This is a genomic window from Halomonas sp. HL-93 (genome assembly GCF_900086985.1).
GTDB lineage: Bacteria > Pseudomonadota > Gammaproteobacteria > Pseudomonadales > Halomonadaceae > Vreelandella.
Window position 1 is genome coordinate 2,894,807 of the sequence record NZ_LT593974.1, and the last position, 18,281, is coordinate 2,913,087.

The window sequence follows — 18,281 nt, forward strand, 5'->3', positions numbered from 1 at the left end:
TTGGCGGCGCCCCGCTTTAGCCGGGCGTCGCCGGCCGCTGAAAGTCTTTGATCGTAATGCTGGCGAACTTTTCCAGAAAGAACACTAACGATTCAGGATGGCGGAAGCGTTCGCTAAAGGCTTCCTGACCTTCCGGTGAGTGGCGGGTAATATTGGCCTCGTATTCATTACCCACTTTAAATACGTTGGCGTGGTTTTCGCGTTCGCCTTCGCGGTGAATCGCGGTGAGCGCGGTTTGCTGCTGCAGCATGACACGCAGGCGGCTAGCGTCGCTTCGCTCGGCTGCCGTTGCCCATAGCGGTTGGTCGCGGTTACCGTAGTGGTAGAGCATCACGGCTAGCAGGATGGCAAAGATGCTGCTGGTTAATACCCATGTCAGCGTGGTTCCTGACACCGACATTTGCAGCATTACCACAAATTGCACGAGCCCACCGACAGCGAGGGCAACCGCCAGCGGGCGCCACATACGCGGATTCATCACGCTGCACTCAAGGCTTGCCCCCCACAGCCCCAGCACGGCAAAAAAGCCAACGACCAGATACACCGCCGCGAGCGGCGTGCCGCCGCCCATCAATACGGCGATAATGCCGATCATCAGTAACACGCTATAAAACGCTGCCAGCAGGCAGTAGGCACGCTTTAGAGTCATGAAAAGTTCTCCTTAGATGCTGGCCGGAAGTATTACTCACACCGGCCGTTATTGTTATGGTTCCTGTGAGTATAGGCGAAGAAAACAAATCCACCTCGTACCTGAAAACGCAGGCGCATGGATTTTTCTCTGGGGCAAACAAAACATACGGGAGGCCCCGTTGTGTGTATGCTGACGTACATCCACTTGCCTTAGTGGAGACCTCTCGTTGACGTCGGCACTCTTCCGCCGGTACCTACCTGTTGCCTCCTCTGAGTCCAAACCTGAGGTTTGTGATTCATGCTTCCTAGTTCCTTAAAAGCTATATTCGGCTCGCACACATCTACCAATGATACTCGCCAAACGGCTATCGTTTATTGCGAGGGCAACTTCACCCGAATTGATGGCAAAACGGCCAACGGTCTGGTGCGCAGCAGTGAGAAATACCGCATCCTTTGCGTTATCGACAGCACCATGGCCGGCACAGACGCGGGCCTCGCGCTGGGTATGCCTTCAGCGGGCATTCCAATAGTGGCCGATTTAACCACAGCGCTTGCCGATTTCGGCTCCCTGCCCGATGTGCTTATATTTGGGCTGGCACCTTTATCTGGATTGATGTCTGAGGCTGACCGCGCAGTCGTGTTGGCGGCATTGACGGCGGGCGTCAGCGTGGTCTCTGGTCTACACGAGTTTCTCGCCGACGACCCGGAAATGTCAGCGACAGCAAACGCTGCCGGCGCGACGCTTTACGATATCCGCCGACCACGCCCGACGAAGCACCTGCGTATGTTCGATGGTGCCATTGCTAACGTTGACTGCATACGCATCGCTGTATTGGGCACCGATGGCGCGATTGGTAAACGCACCACGTCTACCCTGCTTACCAAGGCGCTTAACGAAGCGGGCATTCACACAGTCATGGTCGGAACGGGCCAAACTGGCCTGATGCAGGGCGCCGCCTATGGCGTGGCACTGGATGCCATTCCTGCCCAATTTGGCGTGGGCGAACTCGAAGGCGCGGTGATGGCCGCTTATGAAGGCGAGCACCCCGACGTTATTGTTATAGAAGGCCAAGGCGCGTTGAGCCATCCCGCCTACCTGAGTTCGACGGTGGTATTGCGCGCCAGCCGCCCGCAAGCAGTCATTATGCAGCATGCCCCAGCGCGCAAAATGCTCAGCGACTACCCTGATGTCCGCATGCCGACTCCCGAATCAGAGATTCAGCTTATCGAGCTGTTCGGCCAGACCAAGGTCATTGGCCTAGCGATCAACCATGAGGACATGTCCTCCACAGAGGTTTTAGACGCGGCTAAGCGGTATCAGGCCGAGCTTGGCATTCCCGCCACCGATGCGCTGTGGCATTCGCCTTGCGAACTTGTCGCTATGGTCACAGCGGCCTTCCCCACACTGAAAGCACGGCAGCCGCTGGAAGTCGTATGACCTCGCCGCGTATCGAGATCGATCTGATCAAGATCGAGGAGAACACGCGCACCCTGGTGACGTTGTTAGCCACTAAGGGCATCCAGGTCACCGGCGTTACTAAGGCAGCATTAGGCTTACCAGAAGTAGCCAGCGCAATGATGGCCGGTGGTGCCGAGCGTTTGGGGGACTCACGGATCGAAAACCTTGAAGCGCTTCGCAAAGCGGGCATTGAGATACCTTTAACGCTACTGCGTTCTCCCACGCCTGAACAAGCCGAACGTGCGGTCGCATGTGCCAATATCAGCCAGGTGAGTGAACTTGAAGTAGCCGAAGCGCTCGCCTCAGCGGCGGCTAAACACGGCCTGGTGCATGGCGTGATATTGATGGTAGAGCTTGGCGACCTGCGCGAAGGTGTGCTGCCAAGCGGTGTTCTCGACGCTGCCCAGCACATCGTGCGTCTTAGCAATGTCACGCTATTGGGCCTGGGTACCAATCTCGCATGCCGAGCCGGGGTGGTGCCCAGCGTGGAGAATATGGGCGAGCTAACCTCACTTGCTAGTGGTCTTGAAAATGCGTTAGCGCAAGCGCTGCCGATCGTGTCGGGAGGCAATTCAGCCAATCTCGCCTGGGCCATGCAGTCTTCCACTGGCCGCGTTAACGACCTGCGTTTGGGTGAATCCATTTTGCTTGGTTGCGACCCCCTCACACGACGGCCCTTGAAAGGCCTGTACACCAATGCGTTCAGTTTGGTGGTATCGGTGATTGAATCGTTAGCCAAACCGACCTCACCGCGCGGCATCACGGCAGAGGCCGCGTTCGGCTCGCCGGTCGAAATGCGTGAACGCGGCACCATTATTCAGACCATCGCGTCAATAGGGCGACAAGATATTGACCCCGAAGGCCTAACACCCCCAGAAGGCGTCCGCATTCTGGCGGCCAGCAGCGACCACCTAGTACTTGAGACACCGCACCGCCTACCACCCGGTACGGAAATCCGCTTTGGCCTCAACTACTCAGCGCTGCTGCGGGGAATGACATCACCGTTTGTAGCGACTACTTTCTCAACCGCACCAGACCTACTTGCGCATGAGCGAAATGTCTTTATCGCCGCAGATTTATGCGTGCCTGATACGCACGTACATAAAGCAAATAAGGTGCTGCCTGCCTAGCGGCACCCGCTGTGCCGACCTCGCTGCATCTGCGCCCGTTCAGATACAAAAACCAACCCTTATGTTGCAGTAAACAGCCTGTTGCACCACGCACTTAACCGCATGTCGCGCTATACTTAGCCTATGGTTTAACGGAACCCTACGCTAGGAAGCATTTATGACGGATTCATCACGCGAGTCGACTCGGCAATCCTGGAACCCAGAGGGATATGCCCAGCATGCGCGCTTTGTGCCCGAGATGGGCGACGAAGTGTTAGCGCTGCTTGCCCCAAAACCAGGTGAACGGATTTTAGACTTGGGTTGCGGCGATGGTTTGCTAACCGAGAAAATTGCCCAACGTGGAGCCGAGGTAGTGGGCATTGATGCGTCGCAAGAGATGGTCAGCGCTGCTCAAGAAAGAGGGCTCAACGCCAGAGTGATGGATGCCTACCAGATGCCGTTTGACCAGGAATTTGACGCCGTGTTTAGCAACGCGACGCTGCATTGGATGCTCGACCCCCAATCGGTATTGGCCAGCATCAAGCGCGCGCTAAAACCGGGCGGGCGATTTGTCGCCGAGTTTGGCGGGCATGGCAACGTAGCGGCGATTTGTACCGCACTCATCGGCGCGCTGCAGTTTCGTGGTATCAGCGCCCGGGGCCGCTACCCGTGGTACTTCCCCACTGCGGATGACTATCGCCATTTGCTGGAAACAGTCGGTTTTAAGGTTGAGTCGATTGAGCTCTTACCCCGCCCAACGCCACTGCCCACCGGCATCATCGGCTGGCTCGATACCTTCGCGAGTCCTTTTTTACATGGGCTGGAAGACGACTTGCGCGAATCAGTGATCGACAATACCCAGATGCTGTTAGCCCACAGCCTTCGCGACGCCCAGGGTAACTGGACCGCTGATTACGTCCGCCTACGCGTGTGCGCCCACCTTTGATTATTGCCCCCGCCCATGAGGCGGGGGCGTTTTTCAGGCTTGCTAGAACTCGTCCCACTCGTCGTTATCTTGCTGAGCGTGCGCTGGCTGTTTTTTGCTTTGTGGGCTTGCTTTGCTAGGCGTCGCCAGGGTAGCGATAGGCTGCTTAGCATCCATATCATGGGCATCCGCACTTGACTGCGCGTCTACTTCCCCCTGTTCCAACCGGAAGGTCGCCATCAAGGCGGCAAGCTGCTTCGCTTGCCCCTCTAGCGAGGCGGCGGCAACGTTGGTTTGTTGAACCAACGACGCGTTTTGCTGGGTCACCGAGTCCATTTCAGTCAGCGCGGCGTTGATTTGTTCGATGCCGCTATTCTGCTCCCGCGTGGCGGTGGAGATTTCACTGACCAGCGTGGTGACCTGGCGGATAGAATCTACGGTGTCGTTGATCGTTTCACCGCTTCTCTCGGCCTGTTGCGCGCCCTGATGAATTTGGCCGGTGGTTGCCTCGATCAACTGGCGGATCTCTTTAGCCGAGTCGGCGCTGCGGCTTGCCAGAAGGCGCACTTCGCTGGCCACCACGGCAAAACCACGCCCCTGCTCCCCGGCCCGCGCTGCCTCAACCGAGGCGTTCAAAGCGAGAATATTGGTCTGGAAGGCAATCGAATCAATCACCCCGATAATATCGTTGACGCGTTCGGCGCTTGAGGCAATATCGCGCATCAGTTGAACCGTATGAGCCACCTCCTTGCCCCCACTTTCGGCCGACTGTGAGGCTGCGACTGACAATTGATCAGCCTCTTGGGCGGTTTCGGTATTACGGCTAACCGTGGTGGCCATTTGCTCCATGCTGGAGGCGGTTTGTTGAAGCGCGGCGGCCTGCTGTTCGGTGCGCGCGGAAAGATCCTGACTACCCGCTGAAATATCACCGGTTCCGCTAAACACGCTGTCGCTACTTTCGCGTAGCGAAACCACCAGCGACTTAAGCTTGGCCTGCATGTCGGCCAACCCTTGGTAGAGTTGCCCTACCTCATTACGCCCACGGTCTTCAATGCGAGCGGTTAAATCACCACTGGCGATGCGTTCAAAGTGCACCACCGCCTCGCGCAGCGGCGTGACCAGGCCACGCACAATGCCCATGCGCATGATGACCGTGGCCAGCACGGCAATGACCAGCAGAACAATAGCGATGGTGCCGACAATTTGGTTCAGCGACGCAACGTCGACCAGCATGGCATCGCTGCGCTGGTTAGCGTAATCCGTAAACGCCTGCATGGCATCGTCAAAGGCAATGCCCAATTCGCTTAGCTCTTCCTGGCTTCGCTGGACTTGAAACGGGGCCGCATCAAGCAAAGGCGTAATACCTTCGGTCACAAAGGCATCGTAAGCGTCCACCATAGCGCTGACGTATTCAGTGCGTGGGTCATCTTCAGCGAGTTCAACCTGGCGAAACTGCTCGAACCGCTCATCGGCGGCATTAACCGCCGCCTGGGCCATTGCTTGGCTTTCTTCCCCTTTGTCTGGATTTCCCTGAGTACTGAAACTAGCGTAGCGATCCAAAAACGTCTGGGCGCGAAGCGCGTTGACCTGGGTGCGGTTGGCGGCGTTGGCGAGCTCCCCGTTATTAATCGCCAATTCTTGGAGGGCATTTTCACTGGTGGTGCTCGAATAGAAACCCAGCCCGCTAATCAAGCCAATCATTAACAGCAATATGACCAGCGCGGCGGTTAGGCTCCATTTAATCGAGAGGTGCTTCATCCTGTTGATCCCTTTGCTTTTTTAAGTGTGGGTATCAACGACTATCGGCCAACATCGCACAACATGAAGGAAATTGACAAAAATATAGACCTTGGTCTAACAAAAAACCGGTGACGAGCAGGCCGCTCGCCACCGGGCAACGTAAACAGACTAGTTAAGACGCACCGTTAACGGTGTTAAATGGTCGCCATATCGATGACAAAGCGGTAGCGAACGTCACCTTTCTCCATTCGCTCGAAGCCTTCGTTGATGTTGTGAATATCCAACATTTCAACGTCGCAGGTAATGCCTTGGTCGGCACATAGCTGCAATACTTCTTCGGTTTCAGCGATACCGCCGATCAGTGAGCCCGCTACGACGCGACGCTTGAAGACCAGATTGAAGGCTTCAATCGCCGGCTCGATGGGCTCCATCAGCCCGACCAGAATGTGCGTTCCATCATACTTCAAGGACGCCAGGTAGGGATTGAGATCGTGTTGAACCGGCACGGTGTCGAGCATGAAGTCGAAGGTTTCGGCCACGGCGTCCATCTGCGCTTGGTCACTAGACACCACAACGTGGTCGGCACCGTTACGCTTGGCTTCTTCAACCTTGGCATCCGAGCGGGTAAACACGGTGACTTCAGCACCTAGCGCTTTAGCCAGTTTAACGCCCATATGACCCAAGCCGCCCATACCGATCACGCCCACTTTGTGGCCTTTACCTACGCCGTGATGCTTGAGCGGCGAGTAGGTCGTAATGCCGGCACACAAGATCGGCGCGGCAGAGGCAAGATCGATACCATCGGGCATTTTCAACACGAAGTGATCGCTGACCACAATCTTATTGGAGTAACCGCCCTGGGTCATGGTGCCATCCTGGCGGTCCTCGCTACCGTAGGTCATGGTGAAGCCTTCCAAACAGTACTGCTCCACGCCATCTTTACAGGCCGAGCAGGTGCGGCAGGAATCAACCATGCAACCAACGCCGACAATATCGCCTTCTTTAAAGCGACTCACCTTGTCGCCCACGGCGGTCACGCGACCGACGATTTCATGACCTGGCACGATAGGGAACTGCGTCATGCCCCAGTCATTGCGAGCAAAGTGCAGATCACTATGGCAAACGCCGCAGTACAAGATGTCGATGGCGACGTCGTCCGGGCGAGGCTCGCGACGGTCAAAAGTGAACGGGGCTAGGGGTTTATCTGCAGACAATGCCGCGTAGGCTTTGGCTTGACTCATCGAATGAAGCTCCTTTTTCAGCGATCCCCCTCAACGACGGGGATGAACACCTATTATTGACCTAATAGGCCGAGATAGCGATGAATGAAGCTACGAAACTTTTGCACGATCCTCCATACAATCGCTATAAAATAACAAAATATGCCGAAAAACGTGACATAATCGTCTTTATTAATGGAAGCTTGATTATGGAGCTATTATGCCGAGTGAAGTCGCCAACCCTGGCCTTAATGCGGCCCAAGCAGGCAGTGAACTGGCGGAACTGATGACGCCGCTGGTCAACCAACAAGGCATGACGCCTACCGCGCTGAGCGGCGTGTCGCTGTTGAGGCTTGCTCGCCACCAGGCCCGCACGCCACTGCTTTACCAGCCTAGCCTAATTATCATCGCCCAGGGGCGTAAGATCGGCTATCTGGGCGATAGGGAAATTCACTACGACCCCGGCCACTACTTGGTACAAACCTTACCGCTGCCGTTTGAATGCGAAACCCACGGCTCGCCTGAGGCACCTTTGCTAGGCGTATCCATTCAGTTGGAGCCTGCGCTGCTTAGCGAAATGGTGGCCACCATGGGCGAGGTACTCGGTCACAACCAGGCCACGCTGCCCATGGCATCGGTGGCGATGAATGCGGGCATGCAAGCCGCAGTGCTGCGATTGGTGCGTGCACTGCATGAGCCCGCTGAACTCAACACGATGGGCAAGGCACGTATACGCGATGTGGTATTTGAGGCATTAAAAGGCGAGCAGGGCCCGGCGCTTAAGGCGCTGGTGCGCGGACATGGTCATTACGCGCGCATCGTTCAGGTACTATCGTCGCTGCATCGCGACTTCGCCGACCATTACAGCGTCGAGCAGCTAGCTCGTCAGGCCAATATGAGCCCCTCGACGTTTCACCAGCACTTTAAACAAATCACCCGCGCATCGCCGGCGCAATACATCAAGCAACTTCGGCTAATCAAAGCCCAGCAATTATTGCTTCAGGATGATCATAACGTCAGCCAGGCGGCACAAGCGGTGGGCTACCGCAGCGTGCCGCAATTCAGCCGCGACTATAAGCGCTATTTTGGCGACGCGCCATTGCAGCATCGTCGCCAAGAGCAGGCCATGCGGTCATAACGCAGCAACTATTTGGCAAATAGCTGGCCCATGTCCTTGAAGGCTTTGAATTCCAACGCGTTACCGCAGGGGTCAAGCAGGAACATGGTGGCCTGCTCACCCACTTCGCCTTTGAAGCGCACGTAAGGCTCAATCACGAAGTCGGTGTCGCGGGCCTTAAGACGCTCCGCCAGGGCTTCCCACTCATCCCAGCCGAGCACCACACCAAAATGGGGCACCGGCACATTGTGGCCATCGACTGGGTTGGTGTGAACGTCTTCCTGGCCCGGCGTTTTGGGGTGCTCGTGAATGACGAGCTGATGCCCGAAAAAGTTGAAATCAACCCAGTGATCGCTTGAGCGCCCTTCACTTAAGCCGAACACGTCATTATAAAACGCACGCGCAGCACTCAAATCGTAGACGGGAATTGCCAGGTGAAAAGGGGAAAGGCTCATGGTTATCTCCTGTAGCGAGAGTCATATTAATGGCATTGCTTCGTTTGGCTAGCGTACCGCACCATCCTGATTGCTCTATCCTAGAGCGCGCTATGCGAAAATAAAATCCATTACGCGTTGATGATAGCGTTTTAAAAATATAAAAGGTGCTTAAATTAAGCATAAAAGGAATCTACAGGTGAACCCAGAAGACCTTGAGAAGCTGGTAAACCGCAAGATGCCCTTCGGCAAATATGAAGGCTGGATTATCGCCGACTTACCCGGACCATACTTAAACTGGTTTGCACGCGAGGGATTCCCAACAGGCGAAATCGGACAACTGCTACATTTAATGCATGAGATCGACCATAACGGTCTGAGTGGCCTGCTCGATCCACTGCGGAAAAGGTAGTGAAGGGGCCTTAGGCCTTAGTTTCGAGACTCAAGCGCCTTTTCACGTTCAGCCATATATAGCGCTTCATGCTGGCTCGGGTCGGCAGGAAAACGGCCCAGCGCTACTGCCTGTTGAAAAAAGCCTGGGGCGGGCAAGCCATCACCTCGGCGGCTAACCACCAGCGCCGCGATCATTGGCCGCCCTGCTGCCACATCCTCTTTCATGAGCTGCTCTAGCGCTTGTGCAACGCGCTGAATGGTGCGCGGGGGCATAAGCCCTAAGGCACTTGCCAGTTGCTGGTAAGTGATGGGCAATGCTGCGCTTGGCATGCTGGCTAGCAGTGTGCGCACCTGGGTGGCAATCGGAGCCTCTGGGTCAGTCTGGGGCATCGTGGTTGACGTTCTCATTGCAGGAAGACAAGCATAACGTGAAATAGCTGGTTATGCTGACGTCGGAGTGAGTCGCTTAACACGTTATTCATCAGGGGAAAAGCATGACAAAACCACCCAGTACTCGGCAAGCCAACGGCGGCCGGTGGCCTAATGCTTTGGCATGGCTAAGCGTTTTAGCGCTGCTGGCTGCTTTGCTACTGATGGGCGGAGCTGGCCCGGCCTACCGCGGGGAGCTAATTGAACTGGGCGATGCCTTCAGCCTACTGCGCTATGGCGTCTATCTTGCCGGGGCCGCAGCAGCGCTGGGGTTGCTTGTGCTGGTGGTCAGCGCTTTGACACGCCGTCCCGGCGCTGGCGTGGTCGCAGTGATCGTGCTGGTGGGCACCGTCGCCATGCTGTATATGCCCTGGCAACACTGGCAGCGTGCCCAGCAGGCACCGGTTATTCACGACATCACCACCGACACCCAGAACCCGCCGACCTTTGATGCCCTACGCGATGCCCGGGAAGCCGCGCCCAACGGCGTTGACTACCCAGGCGAGGAAACGGCGCGTCAGCAGCGGGACGCCTATCCCGAGGTGCAGCCGCTCATGGTAGCAGCACCGCGTTCGCGTGTGCTCAGCGCCGCCCAGTCAGAAGTTGAAGCCGCAGGCTGGGAGATTGCAGCGATTACCGACAACACCATCGAAGCCACGGCTGTCACCCGCTGGTTTGGTTTTAAAGATGATGTCGTCATCCGACTCACCGAGCAAGAAAACGACATTCAGGTAGATATGCGTTCGGCATCACGCTTAGGTGCCAGTGATGTAGGCACCAACGCGCTACGTATTGAAAGCTTTCTTAATCGCCTGCGAGAGCGGCTGGAATAGCCTGTTTAGTGCACCTGTTTCGCCCGCGTGGTGATTTCGCGACAACGAATGTGCTCGGCATCCAGTGAACCAATCGGCACGTCTACGCTGTGCGGTATATCACCGCTTAGCTGCAATGCCTGATAGCGCAGCGCGCATACGCGTAAAAACGACGTAAAGTTTCCCGCATCATGCCCCGCGGCTACCGATTCGTGGTAAAGCCGCGTGATCATTTGAGCGGTGTTCATACCGTCGCGCTGGGCAATTTCCTCAAGAATCTGCCAAAAGTAATTTTCCAGGCGCACGCTAGTCACCATGCCGTCAATACGCAGCGAATGGCTCGCGCTTTGCCAGAGCGAAGGGTCCGCATCGATAAACAGTTTGCACATCACGCCGCCTCTTCGAAGTGAGTCATGCTATCAGCATAGCGCCCATCTGGTTCTGCGCCCAGGCGTCTTGGGCGCAGAACCAGATGGGCGCTAATACGCGGCTCACTTAGCGATTCATTAACGCCATAAACTGGGCTAGCCAGGCAGGATGGGCGGGCCAAGCAGGGGCGGTTACCAGGTTGCCATCGGTGACCGCTTCCGTCACATCGATTGAACGAAAACGTCCGCCGCCCAGCTCTACTTCGGGCTGACACGCCGGATATGCTGAACACTCGCGACCTTTCAAGACGCCCGCTGCGGCCAACAGCTGAGCGCCGTGACAGATCGCCGCCACCGGTTTTTGGGCGTCAAAAAAGTGCTGCACCATGCTGAGTACCGCTTTGTTGAGGCGTAAATACTCCGGCGCACGCCCACCAGGGACCACCAGCGCATCGTAGTCCGCCGGATTGATGTCGGCGAAGGTCGCGTTGAGGGCAAATCGGTGGCCAGGTTTCTCGGTATAGGTCTGGTCGCCTTCAAAATCATGGATGGCCGTAGCCACGGTATCGCCCGCTTGCTTGTCGGGGCATACCGCATCCACTTGATGCCCCACCGCCATCAGTGCCTGGAAAGGCACCATGGTTTCGTAATCTTCGGTAAAGTCGCCGGTAATCATTAAAATGCGCTTGCTGGTCATATCACGTCTCCTTGTTATCAGCTTATTAGCAACAACGTTATTAAAAAGCCATCAACAACGACGTTGCCAACGATCGTGTTACCACGCGGGATCGCGTGTGGACTGAGCGTAGCAAGCGCGAAGAAATGAGGGGTAGTAGGCCGTTACTACACCCGCCGCCATGCTTTGCACAATGGCGGCGGGTGCCCTGTCAGACTAGCTTAGGCGGGGAGCGGCTTTCTGTTCCGGCAGCGAAAGATGACGCTGTCCAGCGCCTTCACCGACCTTGAAACGACTGACCAGTGAGTTCATGTCGCTGGCACGCTCGTCGAGGGTCTGGCTTTCGGTGGAGGCTTCCTGCACCAAGTGAGCATTTTGGTGGGTCACCTGATCCAACTGGGCGATCGCTTGGTTGATCTGCTCAATACCGGAGGACTGTTCGTGGGTTGCCTGGGCGATTTCCGTCACGTAACGCGTCACTTCGGTTAAGCTCTCGACGATTTCGTTCAGATGAGAGCTTGATGCATTGACCAGGTGCTCGCCTTCGCTAACCTTGGCCACGCTATCGTCGACCAAGTGGCGAATTTGTGCGGCTTCTTCAGCGCTTCTACCCGCCAGCTTACGCACTTCTTGAGCGACTACGGCAAAGCCGCGTCCTTGCTCACCGGCCCGCGCCGCTTCTACCGACGCATTGAGCGCCAGCAAATTGGTTTGGAAGGCAATGTCATCAATCGCTTTGATGATGCTGGTGATTTTTTCGCTGGATTCACGAATATTACCCATCGCCTCTGTGGTGCGTTTAGCGACATCACCAGCCGAGCGCGCGCGCTGGTCAACGCTAGTGCTCGCACCTTTGGCATGGTCAGCGTAGTCAGCGGTTTGCTTGACCGTGGCGGTGATCTGCTCAAGGCTCGACGCTGTTTCGGCAAGCGAGGCGGCCTGTTGATCGGTACGCTGGGAAAGGTTTTCATTACCGGAGGCAATCTGGCGACTGCTGGCGGCAATCGCCTCAGCGCTTTGGCGAATTTGCGCCACCATGCCTTCAAACGTATCCATCATGCGGTTGAAAGCCTGCGCGGTTTGCCCCACTTCGTCGTTGCGCTGTAGATCAAGGCGCATTGAAAGGTCGGCATTTTCGCCAGCGGCCCCGCTGATATTTTCCATTTGACGACGCATGGTCAAAAGCGGCCCGAGCACGCGCACCATCGTGCGCCAGCCAAAGATCGCCAGCAGCGCAATCACCACCAGCGTTACCACGATTAATAGCGTACGACCCGCATTGGCCAGCATTTCGGCCTGCTCAGCGGCAGTGTCGGCCTGCTCGACCGCGTAGGCTTCCACATCGGTTAATGCGTCGCCCATCTGGTCCATCGCCTGGCTGACGCTATCAAGCTCGCTCTGGACTTGTGCACGGCGATCCAACTGCTGTTGGCGCAGCGCATATACCGAGCTGTCATCGGCGATCATTAAGCTTTCCAGCTCAACGATAATATCGTCCAGCCCGTTAACCAGCTCTACTTGCTCAGTATCAGTGCTTGGCGAGCGAGTAATGCCCGCCAGCGACTGGCGAGCCAAGCCAATTTGCTGGGCGATCTCGTTGTGACGCAGATTAACCAGCGCATCTTCGCTTTCGACCTGCATTAAGCGTCGGCCTTGGTCGGCCAACATCGCGACGGCGATGCGTACGTCGCTGCTGAGACGGCTTATCTCAGCATCATTGCTAAACAAGTTATCCAGCAACCCGGTGGGCAAGGTGGTCATACCGTCTTCCCGCCAGGCGTTTAAACGCTCCTCGAGTTCACGCTGCTCACGCACTTGAACCAGCGCAGTTCGCCCGGCGATATCCCCGGCACTGCTCATTACCTCGCTGATTAACGCTTGCATCTCAGCCAGCTGTTCCGCCATGCGCGCTTGCAAGGCGAGCTCTTCCTGGCGGACGCTTTCCAGCGAGGTGTCGCTTTCGAGGAGGGCCTGGTAGTACTCATCCAATGCAGCCAACCGGCCTGATTGGGTTTCGGTATCGTCTGCCGCCAAGTCACTACGGGCCTCGCTGAAGCGCTCGTCCAGCGTTTCCCGGGGCGTAATGTTCGCCAACTCGTCGTCGTTCTCTGCCGCCAGCAGGTCGGCATGGCGCTGGCCAAAAGCCCCCATGGTCGACACCATTTCACGGCTGGCGTTTTGCAGCGGCATCACGTCACCGGTGATGTAGCGTTGCGAGTCGATCAAACGCTGATTGGTTGCCCAGCCGGTGACTGCCAGCACCACGGCACCGATAACGGCGGCCAGAAACAAGCCAATCAACATGGCACGTAAACTGAGTGTTTTTTTCATTAGCTAACTTCGCTTGTATCAGGGGTAAATGACGCAATAGCAGCGGATGAACGCCTTAGCGCAGCAGCGTTGACCACTCGACTAATTCAAATTTGCCGTCGGCAATAATGGTCGGCCAGACGCTATCGCTGGCCTGATGGTCGTCACGCCCCAGCTGAAGCGGCTCTTCCAAGCCAATATCTACCTCGCCGAGCCCTAGCATCCCATCGACAATGGCGTCTCGATCCGGTGAATCGCCCGCGGCTTTTACGCCTTCCACAAATAACTTGGCCGCCAGGTAGCCTTCCAGTGAGACGAAGTCGGGTTCACTGTCATCGGCATATTCCGCGAGCGCCTGGCGATACGCTTCAACCGCCGGCAGGTCGGCATCTAATGGCGGCACTACCTGGGTAACAATGACCCCTTCGGCCTGATCACCCAGCTCGTTTAGCAGCGCTTGGCTTCCCACGAACGAGACGTTGAGGAACACCGCATCGGGCATGTCCTGGCGAGCTTCGCGGATAAAGTCAGCGGCAGGGCCGTATGTGCCGACGATAATTACCGCTTTGGGGGTTTCGGCGGCTTGCAGAATGGTCGCTAGCCCCTGGTGGATATTGCGAGTGCCACGTGAAAAGCGGCCATGGGCAAGATTTTCGATGCCGGTGAAGCCTTGCGCTTCAAGGGCTTGCCTCGCTCCGTTGTAGCCCGCGTCGCCAAAACTATCGTTTTGGGTGAAAAAAGCAATTTCTTCCGGCTCAATACCAGCTTCCATCAGGCCATCCACCATTGCGGCGGTTTCCTGCACGTAGCTTGCACGGTAGTTGATGACATAGCGATCAGGCGGCGATTGTCGCAACACGCCTGCTCCGGTGAAGGCGCCGTAAAGCAGCGTTTCCGCTTCATTATGGATCGGTATGGTGACCGTTGCGGTGGGCGTGCCCACATTGCCGATCGCCGCTAGGATGTCATCATCTTGGACCACTTCACGGGTATGGCGGGCAGCTTGGATGGGGTCATACTGATCGTCAAAGGCGGTCAGTGACAGCGTCTCGCCATTGACGCCACCGTCCGCATTAATTTCGGCAAAATAAGTCTCAATCCCTTTCTGCATGCCCTGCCCCAGCGAAGCTGCCGGCCCTGTGTCCGGTGCTACGATGGCAAATTCAAGTTCCGCCTGAGCCATCGGCACTAACGCCACACTCAGTAACGCTATCCCTAATCGTCGCATTGCCCCTCCTTAATCTGCTTGCCCGCTTTATTGCCGAATACGGCTTATGTAAAACCTTTAAAATCAGCACAATGGCGTCTTTTTTTCACCACGCGATACATCAGCGTGGAATGCGCCTAACAGTACTATCGGCCGCAGAATATAGGACTAAAGGACAATTATCCTTAATTACTAAGTAAACATTGTAGCGAAGTATGTAACCAGACGGTTGGTCTACTGCTGAGTAGGTTAGCTGGGGCGCTGCAAAGCGAACCGGTCAGTTGTGCGAATATAGTCGCTGCCCGCCAGTCGGCCGATGGGAGTAAGCACGTCCAGATTAACGTGGCGGCCATCCCAGATGGCATCATCAAGATGCAGGGAAATCACGTTAGCGAGCACGAGGTTGCCCGCCATGGGCTGGTCGCCAAAGCGAATGATGTCGCGCAACCGGCAGCCGAAGGCCACCGGCGCACTGGCAATACGTGGCACCGACACCCCCGCCATGGTGGCTTTTTCGAGCCCGGCAAGCATGAACTCGTCCTCACCGGGCGACAGGCTCGCGCTGGTCGTATTGAGGGCATCGACCAACGCTTCACTGCTGATGTGCACCACGCATTCGGGGTTTTCTTCCAGGTTACGCACGGTGTCTTTACTGCGCCCTTGGCCGTTCTGAAGCGGCGAGAACCCCAATACCGGCGGGTCAACGCTGACCACATTGAAGAACGAAAATGGGGCGAGATTGGCGTTGCCTTGACGGTCCTGGGTAGCCACCCAGGCGATCGGGCGCGGACAAATCGTGCCGGATAACAGGCGATACAAGATGCCCGCTTCCAGCGGTGATTCATTGAGCAAACAGTGCATAGCCTTTCCTCATCAACGCATGAACGAAGCCATTACGCTATCACACCCTCTGGTGGGCGGGGCATGTTACGCTAGGCGTTTAGAAGCTTATCCCGCTCCCTTTTCTACTGCTTGCTTGTGCCTGAGAGTGACGATGCCTGTAACTTCACCCCCTATTCAGCGTCCGCTATCACCCTGCCGTCAGGTGTGCCGTATCGAGCGCTCCCGGTCGCTATGTGAGGGCTGCGGACGCACTCTGGATGAAATCGCCCACTGGGGTCAGATGACCGAGGCCGACAAGGCCCCGGTGTGGGAGCGTATAGAGGCTGAGGGCTATGTTGTTTCAGCCGGTAATTCAGTTCGCGGGGGATGATGGCGGTCGCTTAGGATGTGATGCAGCTCGCCGCAGTTAACCAGCGGGTCGTCACAGTTAATCACGATATTCGAATGCGCCAGCACGTAGCTGCGCCCAGTAATCGTATTTTCCACTACCTGATACGCGCCTTCCTGGTGGGTATCAATGAAAGTGCCGATAAAACCGGTGTTGCGCAGCGACACGGTTTCCAGCTTGTCGCCCTGGTTCAGCCGTCCTTCGTAATGCATCAGCGCCAGACGCGCGGAAGTGCCGGTACCCGTGGTACTGCGGCAAATGACGCCGGGATGCACATAGGTGGTGGAACGCGAACGCACGTAGCCTTCAGCAACCTGTTCTTCCGGCCCCATGAAATGCAAAAACGGTAACGGCCCGACATCGCCCAGAGTGTAGTGGGAAAAACCGCGCTCCGCTTTAATCGCTTCAACGATTTTATGCGCGCAAAGCGCTAGTGCTGTCTCCTCTTCCAGCGTCAGCTTAAAGCCTAATTCAGCGGCATCCACCAGCGCATAAAAGCCACCGCTGTAAGCGACCGAATAGGTCACGGGGCCAATACCCGGCACCTGGATCTGCTCGCGGTAGGTGTCGATGTAACTGGGCAGCCCGCCGCAAGTCACCGATTCCACCACGCCGTTATGCACCCTGGCCTCAACCTGCACCAGGCCGGCGGGCGCTTCGAGTTTGAAACGCTGAATGCCCTCCTGCTTGGGCACAATACCGCTTTCCAATACGGCCGTGGCGGTACACAAGGTGTTGGAGCCAGAGTAAATCGGGTAGCCCATGACCTCCATAATGATGTAGCCAGCGACCGCTTCCGGATCGCAGGGCGGCACCAGTAAATCCACCGACATTTCGGGAATGCCGTACGGCTCTTCGAGCAAGAGCCGACGCAGGCCATCGGCATCGTCGCGCAGGTATTCCATTTGCTCGCGGACGCTATCACCGGGGAGGTGGTCAATACCTCCGGTCACAATGCGGCTAACATCGCCGCCCGCGTGGGTATCCATTAATTGAATGGTGTGCTGAGTATTCATTCACCGGTCTCTTTGCGATTAAGGTGCGTTAAGGGCAAACGGCACACCGTGGGTTTGCCACTGGCTGTCCGGAACAATGACAATTTTACCTAGGTAGTTGCTATCGCGATTAACAAAATAGCGTTCGGCGTCATGTAATTCGGACAGCTTGAACGCAGCGTGTAAAACAGGCTTCAAATCGCCGTTGCGAATCCAGGCGATCAGTTGCTCGGCCTCTTCCCGTGTGCCGTGGGACACGCCAAAGATCTGCACCTGATAAAGGTAAATGCGCGTCCACATCATTTCGCTGAGATTGCCGCCGCTGGCGCCAGCAATGGAGAGCCGCGGATAGCTTTTACGGTGCTGCATATCGACAATCATGGTGTCGATAAACAAATTAGTCATGTCGCCGCCGACCAGGTCCATCACTGCATCGATGGGCTGGCCACCGGTCGTTGCCAGGACGCGATCCACAAAGGTCGGCAGATCACCCCGGTCAATCACCGCCTCGGCACCCAAAGCGAGTAGCGCATCGACTTTATCGGGCTGGCTGACGGCATAGGGAATCGCCCCCACAACGCGGCACAGCTGAATCAGCGCGGTGCCAACACCGCCGCTGGCACCGCTGACTAGCACGCGCTCACCAGCTGCTATGCTAGCGGACGTCATCATGTGGTAAGCCGTTTGGTAAGAGCACATCCCCATGGCGGCAAGCTCAGCATCGTGTAGATCCGGGTTGGGTACGTGATGAAACTGATCCGAGGGCACGGCGATGTACTCGGCATAGCCGCCATCTGCCCCATGGCCGTAGTAATCGGGTGTCAGGTTGATATCGCGGCGATCATCGGCATACAGATTAAAATCCAAAAGCCCCCGCTCACCAATCCGCGAGGCGTCAACCCCCTCGCCTACCGCCACGATGTGGCCAGCCACATCGGCTCCTTGAATACGCGGGAACGTCAGCGTCGGCTCGCCGCCCATCGCAAATGAGGTCACATCGCCTTTATCTTTGGTGGGGTACAACCCTTCACGGGCTTTGCGATCGGTATTGTTTTTTGCCGTCGCGGTAACCTGCACCAACACCTGGCCCGCCTGGGGTTTAGGGGTCGCCACGTCCTGGCGGTACTCAAGCTTCTCGACACCACCGTGCCCGGTTAACAGCATGGCCGCCATGGTCGGCGGCGTTACGCTAGCAACTGAGTCAGCCATTTGCGGACTCCTTTAGT

At 56.7% G+C, this 18,281-nt stretch carries 19 protein-coding genes; 7 read left to right on the forward strand and 12 right to left on the reverse strand.

Features of this window, described 5'->3' with window-relative positions:
• Window positions 1-16: 16 nt before the first annotated feature.
• Complete coding sequence (locus GA0071314_RS13420; protein WP_074397117.1) at window positions 17-649, reverse strand: hypothetical protein; 633 nt, start codon at window positions 647-649, stop codon at window positions 17-19.
• A gap of 279 nt (window positions 650-928) precedes the next feature.
• On the opposite strand from GA0071314_RS13420, the gene GA0071314_RS13425 reads away from it, so the two are divergent.
• From GA0071314_RS13425 to GA0071314_RS13435, 3 genes are all read left to right on the forward strand, one after another.
• The gene (locus GA0071314_RS13425; protein ID WP_074397118.1) at window positions 929-2,068 is read left to right on the forward strand and encodes a DUF1611 domain-containing protein; all 1,140 of its coding nucleotides are present in this window, start codon (window positions 929-931) and stop codon (window positions 2,066-2,068) included.
• On the forward strand, window positions 2,065-3,219 hold the full coding sequence (locus tag GA0071314_RS13430) for an alanine/ornithine racemase family PLP-dependent enzyme (protein WP_074397119.1): 1,155 nt from the start codon (window positions 2,065-2,067) through the stop codon (window positions 3,217-3,219). The genes GA0071314_RS13425 and GA0071314_RS13430 overlap by 4 nt, the downstream gene beginning before the upstream one ends.
• A gap of 157 nt (window positions 3,220-3,376) precedes the next feature.
• Window positions 3,377-4,144, forward strand: a complete 768-nt coding sequence (locus GA0071314_RS13435) for a class I SAM-dependent methyltransferase (RefSeq protein ID WP_074397120.1) — start codon at window positions 3,377-3,379, stop codon at window positions 4,142-4,144.
• Between the two features lie 42 nt (window positions 4,145-4,186).
• On the opposite strand, the gene GA0071314_RS13440 is transcribed toward GA0071314_RS13435, so the two are convergent.
• Together GA0071314_RS13440 and GA0071314_RS13445 are read right to left on the reverse strand one after the other, a co-directional pair.
• Window positions 4,187-5,881, reverse strand: a complete 1,695-nt coding sequence (locus GA0071314_RS13440) for a methyl-accepting chemotaxis protein (RefSeq protein ID WP_074397121.1) — start codon at window positions 5,879-5,881, stop codon at window positions 4,187-4,189.
• A 176-nt stretch (window positions 5,882-6,057) separates the two neighbouring features.
• On the reverse strand, window positions 6,058-7,104 hold the full coding sequence (locus tag GA0071314_RS13445) for an NAD(P)-dependent alcohol dehydrogenase (RefSeq protein ID WP_074397122.1): 1,047 nt from the start codon (window positions 7,102-7,104) through the stop codon (window positions 6,058-6,060).
• Between the two features lie 199 nt (window positions 7,105-7,303).
• Here GA0071314_RS13445 and GA0071314_RS13450 point away from each other — a divergent pair, with 199 nt between their 5' ends.
• The gene (locus GA0071314_RS13450) at window positions 7,304-8,221 is read left to right on the forward strand and encodes an AraC family transcriptional regulator (protein ID WP_074397123.1); all 918 of its coding nucleotides are present in this window, start codon (window positions 7,304-7,306) and stop codon (window positions 8,219-8,221) included.
• An 8-nt stretch (window positions 8,222-8,229) separates the two neighbouring features.
• On the opposite strand, the gene GA0071314_RS13455 is transcribed toward GA0071314_RS13450, so the two are convergent.
• Window positions 8,230-8,655 carry a VOC family protein gene (locus tag GA0071314_RS13455; protein WP_074397124.1) on the reverse strand — a complete coding sequence of 142 codons (426 nt, stop codon included), beginning with the start codon at window positions 8,653-8,655 and terminating at the stop codon, window positions 8,230-8,232.
• A gap of 178 nt (window positions 8,656-8,833) precedes the next feature.
• On the opposite strand from GA0071314_RS13455, the gene GA0071314_RS13460 reads away from it, so the two are divergent.
• Window positions 8,834-9,046 carry a DUF3820 family protein gene (locus GA0071314_RS13460; protein WP_074397125.1) on the forward strand — a complete coding sequence of 71 codons (213 nt, stop codon included), beginning with the start codon at window positions 8,834-8,836 and terminating at the stop codon, window positions 9,044-9,046.
• A gap of 17 nt (window positions 9,047-9,063) precedes the next feature.
• On the opposite strand, the gene GA0071314_RS13465 is transcribed toward GA0071314_RS13460, so the two are convergent.
• Window positions 9,064-9,417: a hypothetical protein gene (locus GA0071314_RS13465; RefSeq protein WP_074397126.1), complete on the reverse strand. Its 354-nt coding sequence runs from the start codon at window positions 9,415-9,417 to the stop codon at window positions 9,064-9,066.
• A 104-nt stretch (window positions 9,418-9,521) separates the two neighbouring features.
• On the opposite strand from GA0071314_RS13465, the gene GA0071314_RS13470 reads away from it, so the two are divergent.
• Window positions 9,522-10,289 (forward strand): DUF1499 domain-containing protein, encoded by a 768-nt coding sequence (locus GA0071314_RS13470; RefSeq protein WP_074397127.1) that lies wholly within the window; start codon window positions 9,522-9,524, stop codon window positions 10,287-10,289.
• A gap of 5 nt (window positions 10,290-10,294) precedes the next feature.
• Here GA0071314_RS13470 and GA0071314_RS13475 read toward each other — a convergent pair whose 3' ends face one another.
• The 5 genes from GA0071314_RS13475 to GA0071314_RS13495 form a co-directional block, all read right to left on the reverse strand.
• Entirely contained in the window at window positions 10,295-10,657 is a 363-nt protein-coding gene (locus GA0071314_RS13475; protein WP_074397128.1) for a ribbon-helix-helix domain-containing protein, read from the reverse strand.
• Window positions 10,658-10,763: 106 nt separating this feature from the next.
• Window positions 10,764-11,333: a DJ-1/PfpI family protein gene (locus GA0071314_RS13480; RefSeq protein WP_074397129.1), complete on the reverse strand. Its 570-nt coding sequence runs from the start codon at window positions 11,331-11,333 to the stop codon at window positions 10,764-10,766.
• Window positions 11,334-11,528: 195 nt separating this feature from the next.
• Window positions 11,529-13,643: a methyl-accepting chemotaxis protein gene (locus GA0071314_RS13485; RefSeq protein ID WP_074397130.1), complete on the reverse strand. Its 2,115-nt coding sequence runs from the start codon at window positions 13,641-13,643 to the stop codon at window positions 11,529-11,531.
• 55 nt (window positions 13,644-13,698) lie between these two features.
• Complete coding sequence (locus tag GA0071314_RS13490; protein WP_074397131.1) at window positions 13,699-14,850, reverse strand: ABC transporter substrate-binding protein; 1,152 nt, start codon at window positions 14,848-14,850, stop codon at window positions 13,699-13,701.
• Window positions 14,851-15,078: 228 nt separating this feature from the next.
• Window positions 15,079-15,690: a flavin reductase family protein gene (locus GA0071314_RS13495; protein ID WP_074397132.1), complete on the reverse strand. Its 612-nt coding sequence runs from the start codon at window positions 15,688-15,690 to the stop codon at window positions 15,079-15,081.
• Window positions 15,691-15,823: 133 nt separating this feature from the next.
• Between GA0071314_RS13495 and GA0071314_RS13500 the strand changes: the two genes are divergently transcribed.
• On the forward strand, window positions 15,824-16,042 hold the full coding sequence (locus GA0071314_RS13500) for a DUF1289 domain-containing protein (protein WP_074397133.1): 219 nt from the start codon (window positions 15,824-15,826) through the stop codon (window positions 16,040-16,042).
• Here the strand turns inward: GA0071314_RS13500 and GA0071314_RS13505 are convergent.
• Together GA0071314_RS13505 and GA0071314_RS13510 are read right to left on the reverse strand one after the other, a co-directional pair.
• The gene (locus tag GA0071314_RS13505; protein WP_074397134.1) at window positions 16,003-17,076 is read right to left on the reverse strand and encodes a proline racemase family protein; all 1,074 of its coding nucleotides are present in this window, start codon (window positions 17,074-17,076) and stop codon (window positions 16,003-16,005) included. The two genes, GA0071314_RS13500 and GA0071314_RS13505, sit on opposite strands and share 40 nt — an antisense overlap.
• A gap of 18 nt (window positions 17,077-17,094) precedes the next feature.
• Window positions 17,095-18,264: a zinc-binding dehydrogenase gene (locus tag GA0071314_RS13510; protein WP_074397135.1), complete on the reverse strand. Its 1,170-nt coding sequence runs from the start codon at window positions 18,262-18,264 to the stop codon at window positions 17,095-17,097.
• Window positions 18,265-18,281 lie beyond the last annotated feature (17 nt).

Excerpts from the sequence above, each read along its gene's own strand:
- GA0071314_RS13420 (WP_074397117.1), bottom strand. The coding sequence starts at position 649 with ATGACTCTAAAGCGTGCCTACTGCCTGCTGGCAGCGTTTTATAGCGTG.
- GA0071314_RS13495 (WP_074397132.1), bottom strand. The coding sequence starts at position 15,690 with ATGCACTGTTTGCTCAATGAATCACCGCTGGAAGCGGGCATCTTGTAT.
- GA0071314_RS13450 (WP_074397123.1), top strand. The coding sequence starts at position 7,304 with ATGCCGAGTGAAGTCGCCAACCCTGGCCTTAATGCGGCCCAAGCAGGC.
- GA0071314_RS13500 (WP_074397133.1), top strand. The coding sequence starts at position 15,824 with ATGCCTGTAACTTCACCCCCTATTCAGCGTCCGCTATCACCCTGCCGT.
- GA0071314_RS13470 (WP_074397127.1), top strand. The coding sequence starts at position 9,522 with ATGACAAAACCACCCAGTACTCGGCAAGCCAACGGCGGCCGGTGGCCT.
- GA0071314_RS13425 (WP_074397118.1), top strand. The coding sequence starts at position 929 with ATGCTTCCTAGTTCCTTAAAAGCTATATTCGGCTCGCACACATCTACC.
- GA0071314_RS13440 (WP_074397121.1), bottom strand. The coding sequence starts at position 5,881 with ATGAAGCACCTCTCGATTAAATGGAGCCTAACCGCCGCGCTGGTCATA.
- GA0071314_RS13455 (WP_074397124.1), bottom strand. The coding sequence starts at position 8,655 with ATGAGCCTTTCCCCTTTTCACCTGGCAATTCCCGTCTACGATTTGAGT.
- GA0071314_RS13475 (WP_074397128.1), bottom strand. The coding sequence starts at position 10,657 with ATGTGCAAACTGTTTATCGATGCGGACCCTTCGCTCTGGCAAAGCGCG.
- GA0071314_RS13445 (WP_074397122.1), bottom strand. The coding sequence starts at position 7,104 with ATGAGTCAAGCCAAAGCCTACGCGGCATTGTCTGCAGATAAACCCCTA.
- GA0071314_RS13505 (WP_074397134.1), bottom strand. The coding sequence starts at position 17,076 with ATGAATACTCAGCACACCATTCAATTAATGGATACCCACGCGGGCGGC.
- GA0071314_RS13435 (WP_074397120.1), top strand. The coding sequence starts at position 3,377 with ATGACGGATTCATCACGCGAGTCGACTCGGCAATCCTGGAACCCAGAG.
- GA0071314_RS13485 (WP_074397130.1), bottom strand. The coding sequence starts at position 13,643 with ATGAAAAAAACACTCAGTTTACGTGCCATGTTGATTGGCTTGTTTCTG.
- GA0071314_RS13465 (WP_074397126.1), bottom strand. The coding sequence starts at position 9,417 with ATGCCCCAGACTGACCCAGAGGCTCCGATTGCCACCCAGGTGCGCACA.
- GA0071314_RS13430 (WP_074397119.1), top strand. The coding sequence starts at position 2,065 with ATGACCTCGCCGCGTATCGAGATCGATCTGATCAAGATCGAGGAGAAC.
- GA0071314_RS13480 (WP_074397129.1), bottom strand. The coding sequence starts at position 11,333 with ATGACCAGCAAGCGCATTTTAATGATTACCGGCGACTTTACCGAAGAT.
- GA0071314_RS13490 (WP_074397131.1), bottom strand. The coding sequence starts at position 14,850 with ATGCGACGATTAGGGATAGCGTTACTGAGTGTGGCGTTAGTGCCGATG.
- GA0071314_RS13510 (WP_074397135.1), bottom strand. The coding sequence starts at position 18,264 with ATGGCTGACTCAGTTGCTAGCGTAACGCCGCCGACCATGGCGGCCATG.